Genomic DNA, 15,904 nt, shown 5'->3' on the forward strand with positions numbered 1-15,904 from the left:
AAAGGTTTTTTAAAATTTTGTTTTTAGAAAACAGTATTTAAAGAGTTAATAAGCTCATTTTATTTCTTTTCGAAGATAATTGAGGGCTTATTAATCACACAAAAACATTAGATTTTCATTATTTCTTCTTCTTTTACAGCAAGAGTTTCATCTGTTCTCTTCACGTAAGTGTCTGTTAATTTTTGCACATCTTCTTCTGCAATTTTCTTTAAATCGTCAGAAATATCTAACTTTTTAATATCGTTATTTGCATCTTTACGTGCATTTCTAATACCAATTTTAGCGTCTTCAGCTTCAGATTTTGCTTGCTTTGTTAAATTTATTCTACGCTCCTCTGTTAATGGTGGTACATTAATCATAATAAGATCTCCATTATTCATTGGATTTAAACCTAAATTTGCAATTTGAATCGCTTTTTCAATAGGTTGCAACATGTTTTTTTCCCAAGGTTGTACACTTAAGGTTCTTGGATCTGGCGTATTTACGTTCGCAACTTGACTTAATGGAGTCTGTGAACCATAATAATCTACCATAACTGTGCCCAACATAGATGGTGTTGCTTTCCCAGCTCTAATTGTGCGTAATTCTTTTTCTAAATGTGCCATTGCTTTGTCCATAGCTTCTTTGGCTGTGTCTAATATAAACTCGATTTCTTCGTTCATCTTCAGTGTTTTTAAAGATTTTTGTTTCTTTTTTTTTGCAGAAATTAATGTAGCAAAAATATAAGAATGACAATTTTAAATGATTTCTGCTACTATTTTAACAGTTGTTTTGTTTTAATTATCAACAACAGTACCAATTTTTTCTCCAGAAACTAATTTTAAAAGGTTTCCATTTGTATTCATATCGAATACTATAATTGGTAATTTATTTTCTTCACTTAACGTAAAAGCCGTCATATCCATTACTTTTAAGCCTTTTTCGATAACTTCTTTAAAGGTAATTGTTTCAAACTTTACAGCATCTTTATCTTTTTCTGGATCTGTATTGTAAATTCCATTTACACGAGTTCCTTTTAAAATAGCGTCTGCATCTACTTCAATAGCTCTTAAAACTGCTGCTGTATCTGTTGTAAAATAAGGGTTTCCTGTTCCTGCTCCAAAAATAACAACACGTCCTTTTTCTAAATGACGAATGGCTTTTCTTTTAATGTAAGGCTCTGCAACTTCTTTAATCTCTAAAGCAGTTTGTAAACGGGTATAAACACCTTGGTCTTCTAACGCACTTTGCAATGCCAAACCATTAATACAAGTGGCTAACATACCCATATGATCTCCTTGAACGCGATCCATACCATTTGCAGCACCAGCAACACCTCTAAAGATATTCCCACCACCAATTACAATGGCAACTTCGATTCCTTTTTCGACAACTTGTTTAATTTCTTTTGCATATTCAGCAAGACGTTTAGGGTCGATTCCATATTGTCTATCGCCCATTAAGGCTTCTCCACTTAATTTTAAAAGAATTCTCTTGTATTGCATAGTTTGTTTTGATGGTTGTGCAAAATTACGTTTTTTTTTTAATTTTTTAATAACTAAAAAACCTCGCTTTCAAATATTTTGAAAACGAGGTTTTATATATGTTTATTATCCTTGTATTTGCAAGAATAACAAGATAAGGTTTACCCTAAAGTAACTCTTTTAAAAGTTGTCACTTCAACATCGCCATAAGTAGCAACGTATTGTGCAACGTTTTTCTTTTCATCTTTAATAAAAGATTGGTCTAAAAGACACTGCTCCATATCTAAAGTTGTGTTATCTGCGATAAATCTTTCCATTTTTCCTGGTAAGATTCTATCCCAAATTTGTTCTGGTTTTCCTTCTGCTTTTAATTCTGCTTTTGCATCTTCTTCTGCTTTTGCTAAAACCTCGTCAGATAATTGAGATCTAGAAATAAATTGAGGAACGTTTTTTAACGTTTTACCTAATCTACCTAACTCGATATTATCTTTTTCGATTACAGCAATTCTTGCTTCCGTTTCTGCAGCTACATAAGCAGGATCGAAATCTTTGTAAGACAATGTAGTTGCTCCCATAGAAGCTACTTGCATTGCAAGATCTTTTGCTAAAGTTTCCACATCATCTACAACTGCAGATAAACCTACTAAAGCAGCAATTTTACCAATGTGAGTATAAGCACCAACATAGGTAGCTTCTACTTTTTCGAAAGCTGTAATTTCTAACTTTTCGCCAATAACACCAGTTTGTTCAACTAATTTATCTGCAACTGACATACCACCAAAATCTGCAGCTAAGAAATCTTCTTTGCTATCAAAATTTAAAGCGATATCTGCGAATTGACCACCTAAAGCTACGAAAGATTCGTTTTTACCTACGAAATCTGTCTCACAAGCTAAAACGATTGCAACACCTGCAGTTTTAGCGTCATTAATTCTTGTTACTGCAACACCTTCTGTAGATTCTCTATCAGCTCTTTTTGCAGCAATTTTTTGACCTTTTTTACGTAAAACATCAATTGCTTGTTCGAAGTTACCATCTGCTTCTACTAATGCCTTTTTACAGTCCATCATACCAGCACCAGTTGCTTCTCTTAATTTTTTAACATCAGCAGCACTTACTTTTACCATGTCACTTATTTTTTTATAGAAATGTAAAATTTCTAAATTGTTATTAAATTATTTTTTTTCTTCAGCAGGAGTTTCAGTTACTTCTGGAGCAACTTCTGCTTTAGCTTCTTCTTTTTTAGAAGCTTCTGCTTTTGCTTCTTTTTTAACTTCCTTTGCTTTTTCCTTATCAGCTTTGTCTGCTTTTCTATCAGATAAACCTTCTGCGATTGCATCTGTTACAAAAGATAATACTTTGTCTATAGATTTAGAAGCATCGTCGTTTGCTGGGATTACAAAATCTACCTGTCTTGGGTCTGAGTTCGTATCTACCATTGCAAAAATAGGAATGTTTAATTTTTGAGCTTCTGCAACAGCAATGTGTTCTTTTTTAATATCTACTACAAATAATGCTCCTGGTAAACGAGTCATGTCAGATATAGAACCTAAATTCTTTTCTAACTTTTCTCTCTGTCTGTTTATTTGTAATTTCTCTCTTTTAGACAATGCATCAAAAGAACCATCTGTTTTCATTCTATCGATTTGAGCCATTTTTTTAACAGCTTTTCTAATCGTAACAAAGTTGGTTAACATTCCTCCAGGCCATCTTTCGGTGATGTAAGGCATGTTTACTGCTTTTGCTTTTTCTGCAACGATATCTTTTGCTTGCTTTTTTGTAGCTACAAATAAAATTTTACGACCAGAGTTAGCGATTTTGTTCAAAGCTTCTGAAGTCTCTTCTATTTTAGCTGCAGTTTTATACAAATCGATAATGTGTACACCATTACGTTCTGTATAAATATATGGTGCCATATTTGGGTTCCACTTTCTTGTTAAGTGACCAAAATGTACTCCATTGTCTAATAATTCTTGAATATTTATGTTTGCCATTTTATAAATGTGTTTACTTTCTGTTTGTGAAATCAATAATTAAGTAGTCTTTCGAGTCTTAACTATTTAGATGCTAAACTGTTTAATATTAATTTTTTGTAATAATAACAGTTCTCGATATAAAATATTTTAGTAACCTTTCGACTGCGCTCAAGGAGACAGGTAAGGAACCAAAAAATATTAACGTTTCGAGAATTGGAATTTTTTACGTGCTTTTTTCTGACCGAATTTCTTACGTTCTACCATTCTTGGATCACGTGTTAACAACCCTTCTGGTTTCAATACTGCTCTATGATCTGCATCAATAGAAACTAAAGCTCTTGTAATTGCCAAACGAATTGCTTCTGCTTGCCCAGTTACACCACCACCATAAACATTTACTTTAATGTCGTAAGAGGCTAAGTTTTCTGTTAACATTAATGGTTGTTGTACTTTATACTGTAAAGTTCCAGTTGTAAAGTAATCTTTATAGTCTTTTTTGTTTACTGTAATGTTACCTTTTCCTTCAGAAAGATAAATACGAGCAACAGCAGTTTTTCTTCTACCTATTTTGTGAACTGTATCCATTATTTTAAATCGTTAAGGTTAATAGCTTTTGGTTTTTGTCCATCATGTTTATGCTCTGTACCTGCATATACATACAAGTTTCTAAATAAAGCACTTCCTAAAGTATTTTTAGGCAACATTCCTTTTACTGCTTTCTCGATTAATCTTGTAGGATCTTTCTCGAACATTTCTGTTGCAGTTAACGATCTTTGTCCTCCTGGATATCCTGTGTGACGAATGTAAGATTTGTCTCTCCACTTGTTACCAGTTAAAACAATTTTTTCTGCGTTGATAATAACCACGTTGTCTCCACAATCTACGTGAGGAGTAAAATTTGGTTTGTATTTACCTCTAATTAGCTTTGCTATTTTAGAAGCTAGACGACCCAACGTTTGCCCGTCCGCATCAACTAAAACCCACTCCTTGTTTACGGTAGCGCTGTTTGCTGATACTGTTTTGTAACTTAATGTGTTCATAATTACACGATTAGTTTTTGTTTATACCAATTATACTCTAAAATGGCTGTAAAATAAAATGAAGATTTTTTTCTTTATATAATGAAGAAAAATTAAACATAGTCTTTACTATGGCTTATTTTTATTCTGAAATAGAAAGGGAAAAAGAACTTTTTATTACAGTTTTTAAGGTTTAAGTGGTACTTGTTAATAAATAATTTTTTTCCTTAAAAAAGGAGTGCAAATGTACCACTATTTATTTGATTGACAAATAGTGATTTAGAATTATTTTTGATAAAGATTTATGTTGGTTTTTTTGATCTAAAAATCAGCTAACTTAAAAGAGCTAAAATGAGGTTAAATTTATGTTTTTTTTATGTTACATAATAATGCCACGAATTCACAAATTTTTATTTTTTGAGGATTTAAAAAAAGAAAATCGTTTTAAAAAATTGATATTTTTTTCTTCGAGAATATTAGTTTTTCAACTTTTATTCGTGCATTCGTGGCGAAAAAAATAGAGCAAGTTTGTAAATCCGTGTCTAAAACCTAAAAATTAGGTGCAACTCTAAAACTCATTTTTTCATTTGTTGATGGATGCAAAAACTCAATAAATTCTGCATGTAAATGCAATCTATTTTCTTTTTTTCCATATAAATCATCACCAATTATAGGTAAATTTAAACCGTTTTTATGAGCTGCATGCACTCTTAATTGATGTGTTCTACCAGTAATTGGATAAAAATAAACACGCGTTTTATTGTCTTTCCTTTCAATTACTTCCCAAATGGTTTCTGCATTTTTTCCATGCTCGTAACAAACCAATTGTTTGGGTCTATCGTCTAAATCTACTCGCAAAGGCAATTGTATTTTTCCTTTATTTTCGGTTAAATTTCCTTCTAATAAAGCAACATAGCGTTTTTTAATGGTTCGATTTATAAACTGACTCTGTAAAATTTTATTGGCTTCTTTGGTTTTTGTTAATAACAAAATTCCTGAAGTAGACATATCTAATCTGTGCACAATTAAAGGACCTGTTGCATTTGGATATTTCTCTTTAATTCGAGAATAGACAGAATCGCTAATTTCTTTTCCAGGAACCGATAAAAATTCTGCAGGTTTGTTTACTACGATTAAAGCAGCGTCTTCAAAAATAATTTCTAATTCCTTGTCTTTAGATATTTCTTTGATTAAAAGATTTTCATCCATTTTAATTCCACCTAACATGTGTTCTAAAATAGGTTTGCATCGACTTTGGCAAGCAGGATAAAAGTTTTTATGTTTTCTAATTGCTGAATTTGGCGATATTCCCCACCAAAATTCTGCCATACAAGTAGGTGTTAAATTGTTCTTAAAAGCATATTGCAGTAATTTTGGAGCTGCACATTCGCCAGAACCAGCAGGTGGTTTTATTGCTGGATTGTTAAAAATTTCGATGAGTGCTTTTGGTTCTTTATATTGATTTAAAAATTGAAATTTCTCGAACAGGGTTTGCTGTAAAAAAGCAGAGGTAGTTTTTCTTAGTTTTTTTAATGTTGAAATCTCTTCTTCAAGATTAATGAGTTTTGTTCTTTTTTTATCAATTTTAGCATTGTAATATTCTACCAATTCTTTGTAGAAAAATTGGTCGTTATAACTTTGCTGAGTAAGTTTTCTCTCGAGTTTTTTAAAATCATCAGTATTTATATTTTCTTTTTTTTGCGCTTTCCTTTTAGTCTTATTTCGTTTTAAGTTTTTACGTTGCAAAGCCAAATCTTCTTCAATTTCTTTAGATATTTTTTTTACTTCTTTTTTAAGTTGAAGATAATTTTTATCTTTTTTTAAAGCTTCTAATTGTATGCTTATTTTTTCGATTTCTTTTTCTCCTTTTCTGTAAAAACTATTTTTTGTTCTTAAATCGAAAACTGGTGGTACAAATATTTCAGGACAACTTTCATCTTCTAATTTTCCAGAAAACGCAGCTAAATACCCCAATTCGTTTTGTTGGTTCTTTACGACTAAAACACCAAACATTTTTCCGATTGCGTTTTTATTGTCATTAACATTAAAACCAAAGTTATGTGTAAAATCTGTTTGGTTTTCTAAATATGCTTGCAATTCGTTCGCAGCTACTTTAGCTAACGGGTGTGGTTGGTAATAAAAAGGAAACGTGAAATTCGCTGGAATTTCAATTCCAGATATCGCTGTTTTAAAATGTTGAAAATGTTTCAATTTCATAAGAATAATTGCCAAAGATAGTTAGATTATTGTTTTAAAAAATAAGATTATAAATTTTCTAAAGAGTTAAAATTAAATTTATTTGTGTTAATGTAAACTTTCAATTTGCCATAATTTTGTATCGAATATTAAAACAATCAAAAAAAAATAACAAAATGAAAACGATTAAAAAATTAACAACGGTATTAGCGATAACAGGTTTATTATTTACCTCTTGTAACCAAACAAAAAAAGAAAAGGTAAAAGACAAGATGGAAGAAACCATGGAAAATGCAAAAGATAAGATGGACGAAATTGGAGATGATATTTCTGAAGGGTTCCAAGAAATGAAGATGAAATTAGAAGACGGAACAGAAGTAAATTACAAAGTAGATTCTAATGGTACTTTGGCTTTTGACGATTGGAATGGATTTACCATTGCAAATAAAGAATTAAAAGACATCGAAAATTTAGATACTGATGAAGTAGACAAAAGAATTGAAAATTTAAAAGGTACAATTGCTGAATTAGGAAATAACATTCCTAAATGGTTACAAACAGATGAGGTGAAAGAAGACATTAAAAATGTTCAAAAAGAATATAAAAATGTAATCGATAACAAAAACGATGCTGCCGATAAAGTAAAGCAAAACATCGAAGATTTAAACGAAAAGTTTGATGATTTACGTGAAGAATTAAATGAAATAATTGCGAAATATAAAAAATCGTAATTTATTAAAAACATTAATTTTAAGGAAGGATAGTGTAAAAAGCTATCCTTTTTTTATGCACTAAAAGTAGCACGTTGTAAACGATCGTTAATCGATTTTCCTAAACCATTATCAGGAAAACGCTCTGCAATAATTACATCTAAAAACAAACTATCTAATTCGTGCAAAGAATCGTATAATTTAGAAGCTGCTTCTTGCATTAATCCGTTTTTAGACAGAATAATTTCAGTTAAATTATCATTATTTAAAGAGTCTTTAAAAACTAAAACTCCAATTTTTTTATTTGCGTGTTTTTTAACTTCTTTTGCAACATTATCTACCATAAAAGTTTTTGTAGAAGGTGCATAATGTCTTGCCAACATTCCTGGAGCATCTGGGCTTTGCTCTTTCTTATTTTTTATTGTAATTTTACCCACAACTGCTTCAATATCTTCCAAAGCTAAAGCACCTAATCTGTAAATAATTGGCTTGTTATTCTCGAAACCAATAATGGTAGATTCTATTCCGCTTTTGCAAAAACCACCATCTAAAACTTGCTGAATATCATCTTTAAAATAACGTTCTACATGTGCTGGTTTTGTTGGGCTAATACTTCCAAAAGGGTTTGCACTTGGCGCTGCCAAAGGAAAAGGTAATTGTTTTAAAAGCTTTAAAGTTACTGGATGGTTTGGAATACGAACAGCAACTGTATCTTTTCCAGCAGTAATTAAATCAGGAATTTTTTCGTTCTTTTTTAGAACCAACGTCATAGAACCTGGCCAAAAAGCGTTTGCTAATAATTTTGCTTTTTCAGGAATATGAGTTACAATATTTTCTAATTTTTCTATTCCAGAAATATGTACAATTAACGGATTAAAAAACGGACGTTTCTTCGTCGAAAAAATACTTTTTATCGCTTTTTCGCTAAAAATATTTCCAGCCAAACCATAAACTGTTTCAGTTGGTATGGCAACCAACTGCTCGTTAGTTAATAGTTTTATTGCTTTTTGTATGTCTTTAGAAATAATGCTCATAATTCGGTTGCTAAATTACAAATATTTATCAATTCGCATAAGGTGCAAACAACAAATCTGTTGGTGTATCTACATCGTATAAATATTGATATCCTTTTGATTCTTTCTTACAAAAAGGTTCTAACAGACGAAGCATTTCTATATAACTTTCCATCTTTAAAATGCAGAAATAGGTTTCGTTGTCTTTGGTAAGAATTCCTTCATCGGACTTAAATAAACCAAAAATTAGGTTACAGTTTTCTGTATCGATAAAATCGATTTGAGATAAATCTAATCGTTGTTTTTTGTCGATAACTGTTTCTTTTAATAAATTTCGAAACAGAATTGCTGCTGCTTTATCAAAATTAAATAAGCGAACAATATTTTATTGAAGACCATTGTAATTGTCTATATAATCTAGTTTCATATTTAATGCGCTTCCAACCAATTCTCACCAATATCCATCTCTACATCTAAAGGAACTTCCATTTTAAAGGCGTTTTCCATTTCGTGTTTAATAATTGGTTTTATGGTTTCTAACTCGTCTTTATGAGCGTCAAAAACCAATTCATCATGCACTTGTAACAACATCTTCGATTTAAAGTTTTCTTCTTCAAAACGTTTGTGAATATTTATCATGGCTAACTTAATAATGTCTGCAGCAGAACCTTGTATGGGGGCATTTACAGCATTTCTTTCGGCAGCACCTCTAACCACAGCGTTTCTGGAATTGATGTCTTTTAAATAACGACGTCTTTTTAAAACCGTTTCTACAAAACCATTTTCTCGCGCAAAATCGACCAAAGAAGTCATATATGCTTTTAGTTTTGGATACGTTTCATAATACGTATCAATTAGTTCTTTGGCTTCTCCTCTCGATAAATCTGTTTGATTACTCAAACCAAAAGCAGAAACTCCATAAATAATCCCGAAGTTTACTGTTTTTGCATTGCTTCTTTGCTCACGAGATACTTCATCAATAGGAACATTAAATACTTTTGCAGCGGTTGAAGCATGAATATCTTCGCCGTTTTTAAACGCATTTATCATGGTTTCTTCCTGGCTTAAAGCCGCTATAATTCGCAATTCAATTTGAGAATAATCGGCTGCTAACAACACATAATTTTCGTCTCTTGGAATAAATGCTTTTCGCACTTCTCGTCCTCTTTCTGTACGAATTGGAATGTTTTGTAAATTCGGGTTGTTAGAACTCAACCTTCCTGTTGCAGCCACAGCTTGCATATATTGCGTATGAATTCTGCCTGTTTTTGGGTTGATTTCATTTGGCAACGCATCTACATACGTACTTTGTAATTTTTTATATTGGCGATATTCTTGAATATCCCTAATAATTTTGTGGTCTTTCGCCAAATAAGATAAAATATCCTCACCAGTTTTATACTGTCCAGTTTTTGTCTTTTTGGGTTTGTCTACCAATTTCATATTTTCGAACAAAACAATACCCAATTGTTTTGGCGAAGCAATGTTAAATTCTTCTCCTGCTTGTTCGTAAATTCCTTTTTCAAGTTTGTTGATGTCTTCTGTTAACGCAACAGATAATTGGTTTAAGAAAGCAACATCCACGTTAATTCCTTCGATTTCCATAGCTGTTAAAACGGATACCAAAGGCAATTCAATTTCATTAAATAGTTTGGTTACGTTTCCACTTTCTAATTCAGCTGTAAACAATTGTTTTAGTTGAAAAGTAATATCTGCATCTTCTACTGCATATTCTGTTTGGTCTGCAATTGGAACGACTCTCATAGAAAGCTGGTTTTTCCCTTTTTTACCAATTAAATCTACAATAGAAACAGGTTGATAGTTTAAATATGTTTCCGCCAAAACATCCATATTATGACGCATATCTGGATTGATCAAATAATGTGCAATCATCGTATCGAATAATTTCCCTTTTACTGGCATATTATAATTAGATAATACTTTAATATCATATTTTAAATTATGCCCAATTTTCTCGATTTCACTTTCGAAAAACGGTCTAAATTCTTCTAAAATTGCTTTTGTTTCTTCTTGGTCTTCAGGAAATGAAACGTAATATCCTTTTCCGATTTCGTAAGAAAATGCAATTCCAATTAATTCTACTTCCAGCGCTTTTAATCCTGTAGTTTCAGTATCGAAACAAACCGAAGTTTGTTGTAGTAATTTTTGAAGTACTAATTTTCTGGAGAAAGGAGAATTTATATGTTGATAAAAATGATCTGTATTATCAATGGTTTTAAAGCCAGATGCAACATCTGCTTCTGAAACACTTCCAGTTCCTGGTGTTGCAAATAAATCGAACTGCCCTTCAGGATTTATAGGTGCTTTTTTAACTTTTTCTACCTTTTCTTTGGCTTTTTCCTCATCTACTAAATCTGCAACTGTAAATGTTTTTAAGAAATTAGTTAATAAATTCCTGAATTCTAATTCGTTAAAAATTTCGGTTACTTTTTGTACATCTGGTTGGTCTAACTCAAAATCTTCCGCATTAAAAGTTACAGGAACATCCAACATAATTGTCGCCAATTTTTTGGAAAGCAAACCTAACTCGCCATTTGCTTCTATTTTCTCTTTCATTTTACCTTTTAGCTCATGCGTGTTTGCCAACAAGTTTTCCATAGAGCCATAAGCTGCTAAAAACTTTTTTGCTGTTTTTTCGCCAACTCCTGGCAAACCAGGAATATTATCGGAAGAATCGCCCATCATTCCTAAAAAATCGATGACTTGTAAAGGGTCTGTAATTTCGAATTTTGCCAATACTTCTGGCACTCCCCAAATATCGTAACCACCACCAAAACGTGGTTTGTACATAAAAATATTATCGGAAACCAATTGTGCAAAATCTTTATCTGGAGTTACCATAAAAGTTTGGTAACCTTCCTTTTCTGCTTGTTTAGAAAGTGTTCCAATTACATCATCTGCCTCAAAACCTTCTTTTACCATAATAGGAATGTGCATTGCTTTTAGAATTTCCATAATGTAAGGAACTGCCAATTTTATTGCTTCTGGAGTTTCATCTCTATTGGCCTTGTAAGCTTCAAACATTTCTACTCTGTCTACACTACCTCCTTTATCGAAACAAACCGCTAATTTATCGGGTCTTTCACGTTTGATTACATCTAAAAGTGAGTTCATAAAACCCATAATTGCAGAGGTGTCTAGGCCTTTCGAATTAATTCTTGGGTTTTTTATAAAGGCATAATATCCGCGAAAAATTAATGCGTAAGCATCAACTAAAAATACTCTTTTTTGGTCTTGCATTTTAATGGTTTTAATGGAACGCTAAAGCTACGAAACTTTAACATCGTATTAAAATGCAATCGATATTTTAAGCAGTATCTTTGGTAAATATTTTAAATTTATTTTATGCCACGTTGGTTAATTCCACTCATTATTTTATTAGTTGTAATTGTAGCTGTAGAAATTTATACTTTTCAAGCTTTTAAAACCATTTCTAATAGTAAGTTCGTTCGTTTTTTATTTTTAACAGCAAGTGTTGGAGTATATATTTACTTTTTTCTAACTGTTTTAACTTATGATAGAGGCAATGGACAAACACCACAGTTTCAAATGGCAATGGGTTTAATGTTAACAGTTTCAATTCCTAAATTAATCATCATTTTAGTACTTTTTGGAGAAGATATTTTCAGGTGGATTTTAAAACTGATATCTGCAATTTCATCAGGAGACACAAAACCTTTGGCTGGTAGAAGAAAATTTATTTCGCAAATTGCCTTAGGTTTAGCAGCCATACCATTTGCTTCTTTTATTTATGGAATTATCTACGGAAAATACAATTACAAAGTTTTAAAATACAGCTTAACTTTTAAAGATTTACCTGAAGCGTTTGATGGTTTTACAATTACTCAAATTTCTGATATTCATTCTGGAAGTTTCACCAATAAAGAAAAAATAAAATACGGAGTTGATTTAATAAACAAGCAAAAATCGGATATTATGTTGTTTACTGGAGATATTGTAAATAATAAAGCTGATGAAATGGATAATTGGATTGATGTTTTCGATAAATTGGAAGCAAAAGAAGGAAAGTTTTCCATTCTTGGTAACCACGATTATGGCGATTATATGGATTGGGAAAATCCACAAGATAAAATTGATAATTTTCAGCAAGTAAAAGATATTCACAAGAAAATTGGTTTCGATTTACTTTTAGACGAACACAGGTATTTAGAAAAAGATGGACAAAAAATAGCACTTCTTGGAGTAGAAAATTGGGGAAAAGGATTCAACCAAGCAGGAGATTTAAAGAGAACTTCTTCTGGAGTAAATAAGGAAGACTTCAAAATTTTAATGTCTCACGATCCTAGTCACTGGGAATACAAGGTAAAACAAGATCCTTTTAATTACCATTTAACGTTAAGTGGACATACACATGGTTTACAAATGGGTATCGAAATTCCTGGGTGGCTAAAATGGAGTCCCTCTAAATACGTTTATAAACAGTGGGCAGGTTTGTACCAAGAAGCTGGTAGATATATAAATGTAAACAGAGGTTTTGGTTACCATGCATTTCCTGGTAGAGTTGGAATTTGGCCAGAAATTACAGTTATAGAATTGAAAAAAGGCTGATAATCAACTAATTTATAAAGAATTCTTATCTTTGTTATTGAATAATTGAGTAATTTATACGTTTTTCCCTCCTAAAAACTTTATATTATGACAAAATTTGGCGAATTAATTAGTGTTGAAAAACCAGTTCTAATCGATTTTTATACAGATTGGGATGAGGCAGAAAACAACGTAGAGACTCTTAGAGATGTTGCTGCTGCTTTGGGCGATAAAGCCAAAGTAATAAAAATAGATATTAGAAAGAACGAAATTCTTGCAGATGCTTTGCGTGTAAAAGGAAACCCAACATTTATGATTTATAAAAATGGCGAGATGAAATGGCGCAAAACAGGTTTCCAAGATGCAAAAACATTAATTGGCTTGGTTAAAGAATATTTTTAATTTTGCCTGTTTTCTTTAAGCAAATAATTTATGTGTGTTTTTTAATAGGTAAAAAGTTAAAAACAAACCCTAAACCAACTGTTATTAAAGCTCCTAAAAGAATATCTAAACAATCTCCAAAATTTGCAAAATAAAAAATAGACAAACTTGCAACTATTAGAAGTATGCCAATTAATCTATTTCTCTTTATTTATCTTATGTTTTGTTCTAAAAATATTGATTTCCTTATCTAATCATTCAACTTTAAAACCGCCATAAATGCTTCTTGTGGAATTTCTACATTACCTACTTGGCGCATTCTTTTCTTTCCTTTTTTCTGTTTTTCTAACAGTTTACGTTTACGAGAAATATCTCCTCCGTAACATTTTGCAGTAACATCTTTACGTAAGGCTTTTGTAGTTTCACGCGCAATAATTTTTGCGCCAATTGCTGCCTGAATAGGAATATCGAACTGTTGTCTTGGTATTAATTGCTTTAGTTTTTCTACAATTTTTTTACCAATTGTGTAGGCATTATCTGCATGTAATAACGCCGAAAGTGCATCTACAGGATCTCCATTTAATAAAATATCTACTCTAACTAATTTCGATTCTTTCATACCAATTGGGTGGTAATCGAAAGATGCATATCCTTTAGAAACGGTTTTTAAACGATCGTAAAAATCGAATACAATTTCTGCTAAAGGCATTTCGAAAATTAGTTCAACTCTTTGTGTTGTTAAATAGGTTTGGTTAATTATTTGTCCACGTTTTTCGATACACAAACTCATTACCTGCCCAACAAAGTCTGCCTTTGTAATAATACTTGCTTTGATAAAAGGTTCTTCTACCCTGTCTAATCTCGATGGATCTGGTAAATCTGTTGGATTGTTTAGGATGATAATTTCACCTGGATTTTTCTTTGTATAAGCATAGTAAGAAACGTTAGGAACTGTTGTAATAACAGTCATATTAAACTCACGTTCTAAACGTTCTTGAATAATTTCCATGTGTAACATTCCTAAAAATCCACAACGAAAACCAAAACCTAAGGCTGCAGAACTTTCTGGTTGAAACACCAAAGAAGCATCGTTTAATTGCAGTTTTTCCATAGAACTACGCAATTCTTCATAATCTTCTGTATCTACAGGGTAAATTCCTGCAAAAACCATTGGTTTTACATCTTCGAAACCTTCAATAATTTCTTGGGTTGGTTTTGCGAAATCTGTAATGGTATCTCCTACTTTTACTTCTTTTGCGGTTTTAATTCCTGTAATTAAATACCCAACATCACCTGTTTTTACAGCTTTTTTTACAACCTGATTCAGTTTTAAAGTACCAACTTCGTCTGCAAAATAATTTTTACCTGTGGCAACGAATTTTATTTCTTGTCCCTTTTTTATTTCACCATTAAAAACTCTAAAATAGGTTTCAATTCCTCTGTAAGAATTATATACAGAATCGAAAATTAATGCTTGTAAAGGTGCAGTTGGATCTCCTTTTGGAGCAGGAATTCTACTAATAATTGCTTGCAAAATATTATCGACTCCAAAACCTGTTTTTCCACTTGCGTGAATTACTTCTTCTGGGTCGCAACCTAATAAATCTACAATATCGTCTGTTACTTCTTCTGGGTTTGCAGAAGGTAAATCTACTTTATTTAAAACAGGAATAATTTCTAAATCGTTCTCTAAAGCCAGGTATAAATTAGAAATTGTTTGTGCTTGAATACTTTGTGCAGCATCTACAATTAACAAAGCGCCTTCACATGCAGCAATAGAACGAGAAACTTCGTAAGAGAAATCTACGTGACCTGGCGTGTCGATTAAATTTAAAATATATGGCTCTCCATTATGAATATAATCCATTTGAATTGCGTGCGATTTTATGGTAATTCCACGTTCGCGCTCCAAATCCATATTGTCTAATAATTGCTCTTTTTTTTCTCGAGAAGTTACAGAGCCTGTAAAATCTAATAATCTATCTGCCAATGTACTTTTTCCATGATCGATGTGTGCGATTATGCAAAAGTTTCTAATATTCTTCATACTTCGTTTTCTAACTGCGTTCAACTCGCAAAGATATGCTATTTACAAACCTTGTCAAATAAAAAAAAGGGAGGTGTATGAAAATAAGAATATCTGTTCGAGCTCAGTCGAGAACTTATGTATAAATATTGAAACATTTCGACTGCGCTAAAGGAGGCATTATAAGAATTTTCATAGCATTCGTAAAAATTACAAATCTCTTTCTAGCTCTGCAATTGCCACTTTAAACTCTTCTAAATTGATGGCTTCGTCTCCTGATTTATCGTAACCTTTTATCAATTCGCTAGCAACAACACCTCTTAAAAGTCCACTTATTTCTGCAGCTTTTAGTAACATTTTAATTTCGTCTCTGCTTAAATTTCCATCTTTATCTTCATCATAAAAATAAAAAGCTTCTTCAGAACTTTTAAACTTTGTTGTTATTAAATCGTGTATTTTTTGTAATATTTTTTCTTTTGCTCCCATTTTTTTGATTTTAGATTGCTGTTTCATAAAAAAACAAGTTTATAAAATTTAAAAATAAATTTCAT

General features: G+C 31.5%; 15 protein-coding genes. 3 read left to right on the forward strand and 12 right to left on the reverse strand.

Going from position 1 to position 15,904, the window contains the following annotated elements; translation table 11 throughout:
- Window positions 1–107: 107 nt before the first annotated feature.
- The 7 genes from frr to J3359_RS08960 form a co-directional block, all read right to left on the reverse strand.
- Window positions 108–662: a ribosome recycling factor gene (frr, locus tag J3359_RS08930; RefSeq protein WP_208080340.1), complete on the reverse strand. Its 555-nt coding sequence runs from the start codon at window positions 660–662 to the stop codon at window positions 108–110.
- 114 nt (window positions 663–776) lie between these two features.
- Window positions 777–1,484: a UMP kinase gene (gene pyrH / locus J3359_RS08935; protein ID WP_208080341.1), complete on the reverse strand. Its 708-nt coding sequence runs from the start codon at window positions 1,482–1,484 to the stop codon at window positions 777–779.
- Between the two features lie 140 nt (window positions 1,485–1,624).
- Window positions 1,625–2,590 (reverse strand): translation elongation factor Ts, encoded by a 966-nt coding sequence (tsf, locus tag J3359_RS08940; RefSeq protein ID WP_208080342.1) that lies wholly within the window; start codon window positions 2,588–2,590, stop codon window positions 1,625–1,627.
- Between the two features lie 48 nt (window positions 2,591–2,638).
- Window positions 2,639–3,457 (reverse strand): 30S ribosomal protein S2, encoded by an 819-nt coding sequence (gene rpsB / locus J3359_RS08945; RefSeq protein WP_208080343.1) that lies wholly within the window; start codon window positions 3,455–3,457, stop codon window positions 2,639–2,641.
- Between the two features lie 180 nt (window positions 3,458–3,637).
- Window positions 3,638–4,024, reverse strand: a complete 387-nt coding sequence (gene rpsI / locus J3359_RS08950; protein ID WP_208080344.1) for a 30S ribosomal protein S9 — start codon at window positions 4,022–4,024, stop codon at window positions 3,638–3,640.
- Window positions 4,024–4,479 carry a 50S ribosomal protein L13 gene (rplM, locus tag J3359_RS08955; protein ID WP_208080345.1) on the reverse strand — a complete coding sequence of 152 codons (456 nt, stop codon included), beginning with the start codon at window positions 4,477–4,479 and terminating at the stop codon, window positions 4,024–4,026. Before rplM ends, rpsI begins: the two co-directional genes overlap by 1 nt.
- A gap of 528 nt (window positions 4,480–5,007) precedes the next feature.
- Window positions 5,008–6,675, reverse strand: coding sequence for an RluA family pseudouridine synthase (locus J3359_RS08960; protein WP_208080346.1), 1,668 nt, complete (start codon window positions 6,673–6,675; stop codon window positions 5,008–5,010).
- Between the two features lie 155 nt (window positions 6,676–6,830).
- Between J3359_RS08960 and J3359_RS08965 the strand changes: the two genes are divergently transcribed.
- Window positions 6,831–7,385 (forward strand): coiled-coil domain-containing protein, encoded by a 555-nt coding sequence (locus J3359_RS08965; protein ID WP_208080347.1) that lies wholly within the window; start codon window positions 6,831–6,833, stop codon window positions 7,383–7,385.
- Between the two features lie 53 nt (window positions 7,386–7,438).
- Here the strand turns inward: J3359_RS08965 and J3359_RS08970 are convergent, their stop codons facing one another.
- The 3 genes from J3359_RS08970 to polA form a co-directional block, all read right to left on the reverse strand.
- Window positions 7,439–8,398: an L-threonylcarbamoyladenylate synthase gene (locus J3359_RS08970; RefSeq protein WP_208080348.1), complete on the reverse strand. Its 960-nt coding sequence runs from the start codon at window positions 8,396–8,398 to the stop codon at window positions 7,439–7,441.
- Between the two features lie 28 nt (window positions 8,399–8,426).
- A complete protein-coding gene (locus tag J3359_RS18405; protein ID WP_302850212.1) occupies window positions 8,427–8,552 on the reverse strand; it encodes a hypothetical protein in 126 nt (41 codons plus the stop codon).
- A 254-nt stretch (window positions 8,553–8,806) separates the two neighbouring features.
- Window positions 8,807–11,638 carry a DNA polymerase I gene (gene polA / locus J3359_RS08975; RefSeq protein ID WP_208080349.1) on the reverse strand — a complete coding sequence of 944 codons (2,832 nt, stop codon included), beginning with the start codon at window positions 11,636–11,638 and terminating at the stop codon, window positions 8,807–8,809.
- 105 nt (window positions 11,639–11,743) lie between these two features.
- Between polA and J3359_RS08980 the strand changes: the two genes are divergently transcribed.
- A complete protein-coding gene (locus J3359_RS08980) occupies window positions 11,744–12,967 on the forward strand; it encodes a metallophosphoesterase (RefSeq protein ID WP_208080350.1) in 1,224 nt (407 codons plus the stop codon).
- 87 nt (window positions 12,968–13,054) lie between these two features.
- Window positions 13,055–13,348: a thioredoxin family protein gene (locus tag J3359_RS08985; protein ID WP_208080351.1), complete on the forward strand. Its 294-nt coding sequence runs from the start codon at window positions 13,055–13,057 to the stop codon at window positions 13,346–13,348.
- 229 nt (window positions 13,349–13,577) lie between these two features.
- Here J3359_RS08985 and lepA read toward each other — a convergent pair whose 3' ends face one another.
- Window positions 13,578–15,374 carry a translation elongation factor 4 gene (gene lepA / locus J3359_RS08990; RefSeq protein WP_208080352.1) on the reverse strand — a complete coding sequence of 599 codons (1,797 nt, stop codon included), beginning with the start codon at window positions 15,372–15,374 and terminating at the stop codon, window positions 13,578–13,580.
- A gap of 189 nt (window positions 15,375–15,563) precedes the next feature.
- Window positions 15,564–15,866 (reverse strand): EF-hand domain-containing protein, encoded by a 303-nt coding sequence (locus J3359_RS08995; RefSeq protein ID WP_243766013.1) that lies wholly within the window; start codon window positions 15,864–15,866, stop codon window positions 15,564–15,566.
- Window positions 15,867–15,904 lie beyond the last annotated feature (38 nt).

Source organism: Polaribacter cellanae, assembly GCF_017569185.1.
Classification (GTDB): Bacteria; Bacteroidota; Bacteroidia; order Flavobacteriales; family Flavobacteriaceae; genus Polaribacter; species Polaribacter cellanae.

Coding starts and splice junctions, on each gene's coding strand:
- frr (WP_208080340.1), bottom strand. CDS start 662: ATGAACGAAGAAATCGAGTTTATATTAGACACAGCCAAAGAAGCTATG.
- pyrH (WP_208080341.1), bottom strand. CDS start 1,484: ATGCAATACAAGAGAATTCTTTTAAAATTAAGTGGAGAAGCCTTAATG.
- tsf (WP_208080342.1), bottom strand. CDS start 2,590: ATGGTAAAAGTAAGTGCTGCTGATGTTAAAAAATTAAGAGAAGCAACT.
- rpsB (WP_208080343.1), bottom strand. CDS start 3,457: ATGGCAAACATAAATATTCAAGAATTATTAGACAATGGAGTACATTTT.
- rpsI (WP_208080344.1), bottom strand. CDS start 4,024: ATGGATACAGTTCACAAAATAGGTAGAAGAAAAACTGCTGTTGCTCGT.
- rplM (WP_208080345.1), bottom strand. CDS start 4,479: ATGAACACATTAAGTTACAAAACAGTATCAGCAAACAGCGCTACCGTA.
- J3359_RS08960 (WP_208080346.1), bottom strand. CDS start 6,675: ATGAAATTGAAACATTTTCAACATTTTAAAACAGCGATATCTGGAATT.
- J3359_RS08965 (WP_208080347.1), top strand. CDS start 6,831: ATGAAAACGATTAAAAAATTAACAACGGTATTAGCGATAACAGGTTTA.
- J3359_RS08970 (WP_208080348.1), bottom strand. CDS start 8,398: ATGAGCATTATTTCTAAAGACATACAAAAAGCAATAAAACTATTAACT.
- J3359_RS18405 (WP_302850212.1), bottom strand. CDS start 8,552: ATGGAAAGTTATATAGAAATGCTTCGTCTGTTAGAACCTTTTTGTAAG.
- polA (WP_208080349.1), bottom strand. CDS start 11,638: ATGCAAGACCAAAAAAGAGTATTTTTAGTTGATGCTTACGCATTAATT.
- J3359_RS08980 (WP_208080350.1), top strand. CDS start 11,744: ATGCCACGTTGGTTAATTCCACTCATTATTTTATTAGTTGTAATTGTA.
- J3359_RS08985 (WP_208080351.1), top strand. CDS start 13,055: ATGACAAAATTTGGCGAATTAATTAGTGTTGAAAAACCAGTTCTAATC.
- lepA (WP_208080352.1), bottom strand. CDS start 15,374: ATGAAGAATATTAGAAACTTTTGCATAATCGCACACATCGATCATGGA.
- J3359_RS08995 (WP_243766013.1), bottom strand. CDS start 15,866: ATGAAACAGCAATCTAAAATCAAAAAAATGGGAGCAAAAGAAAAAATA.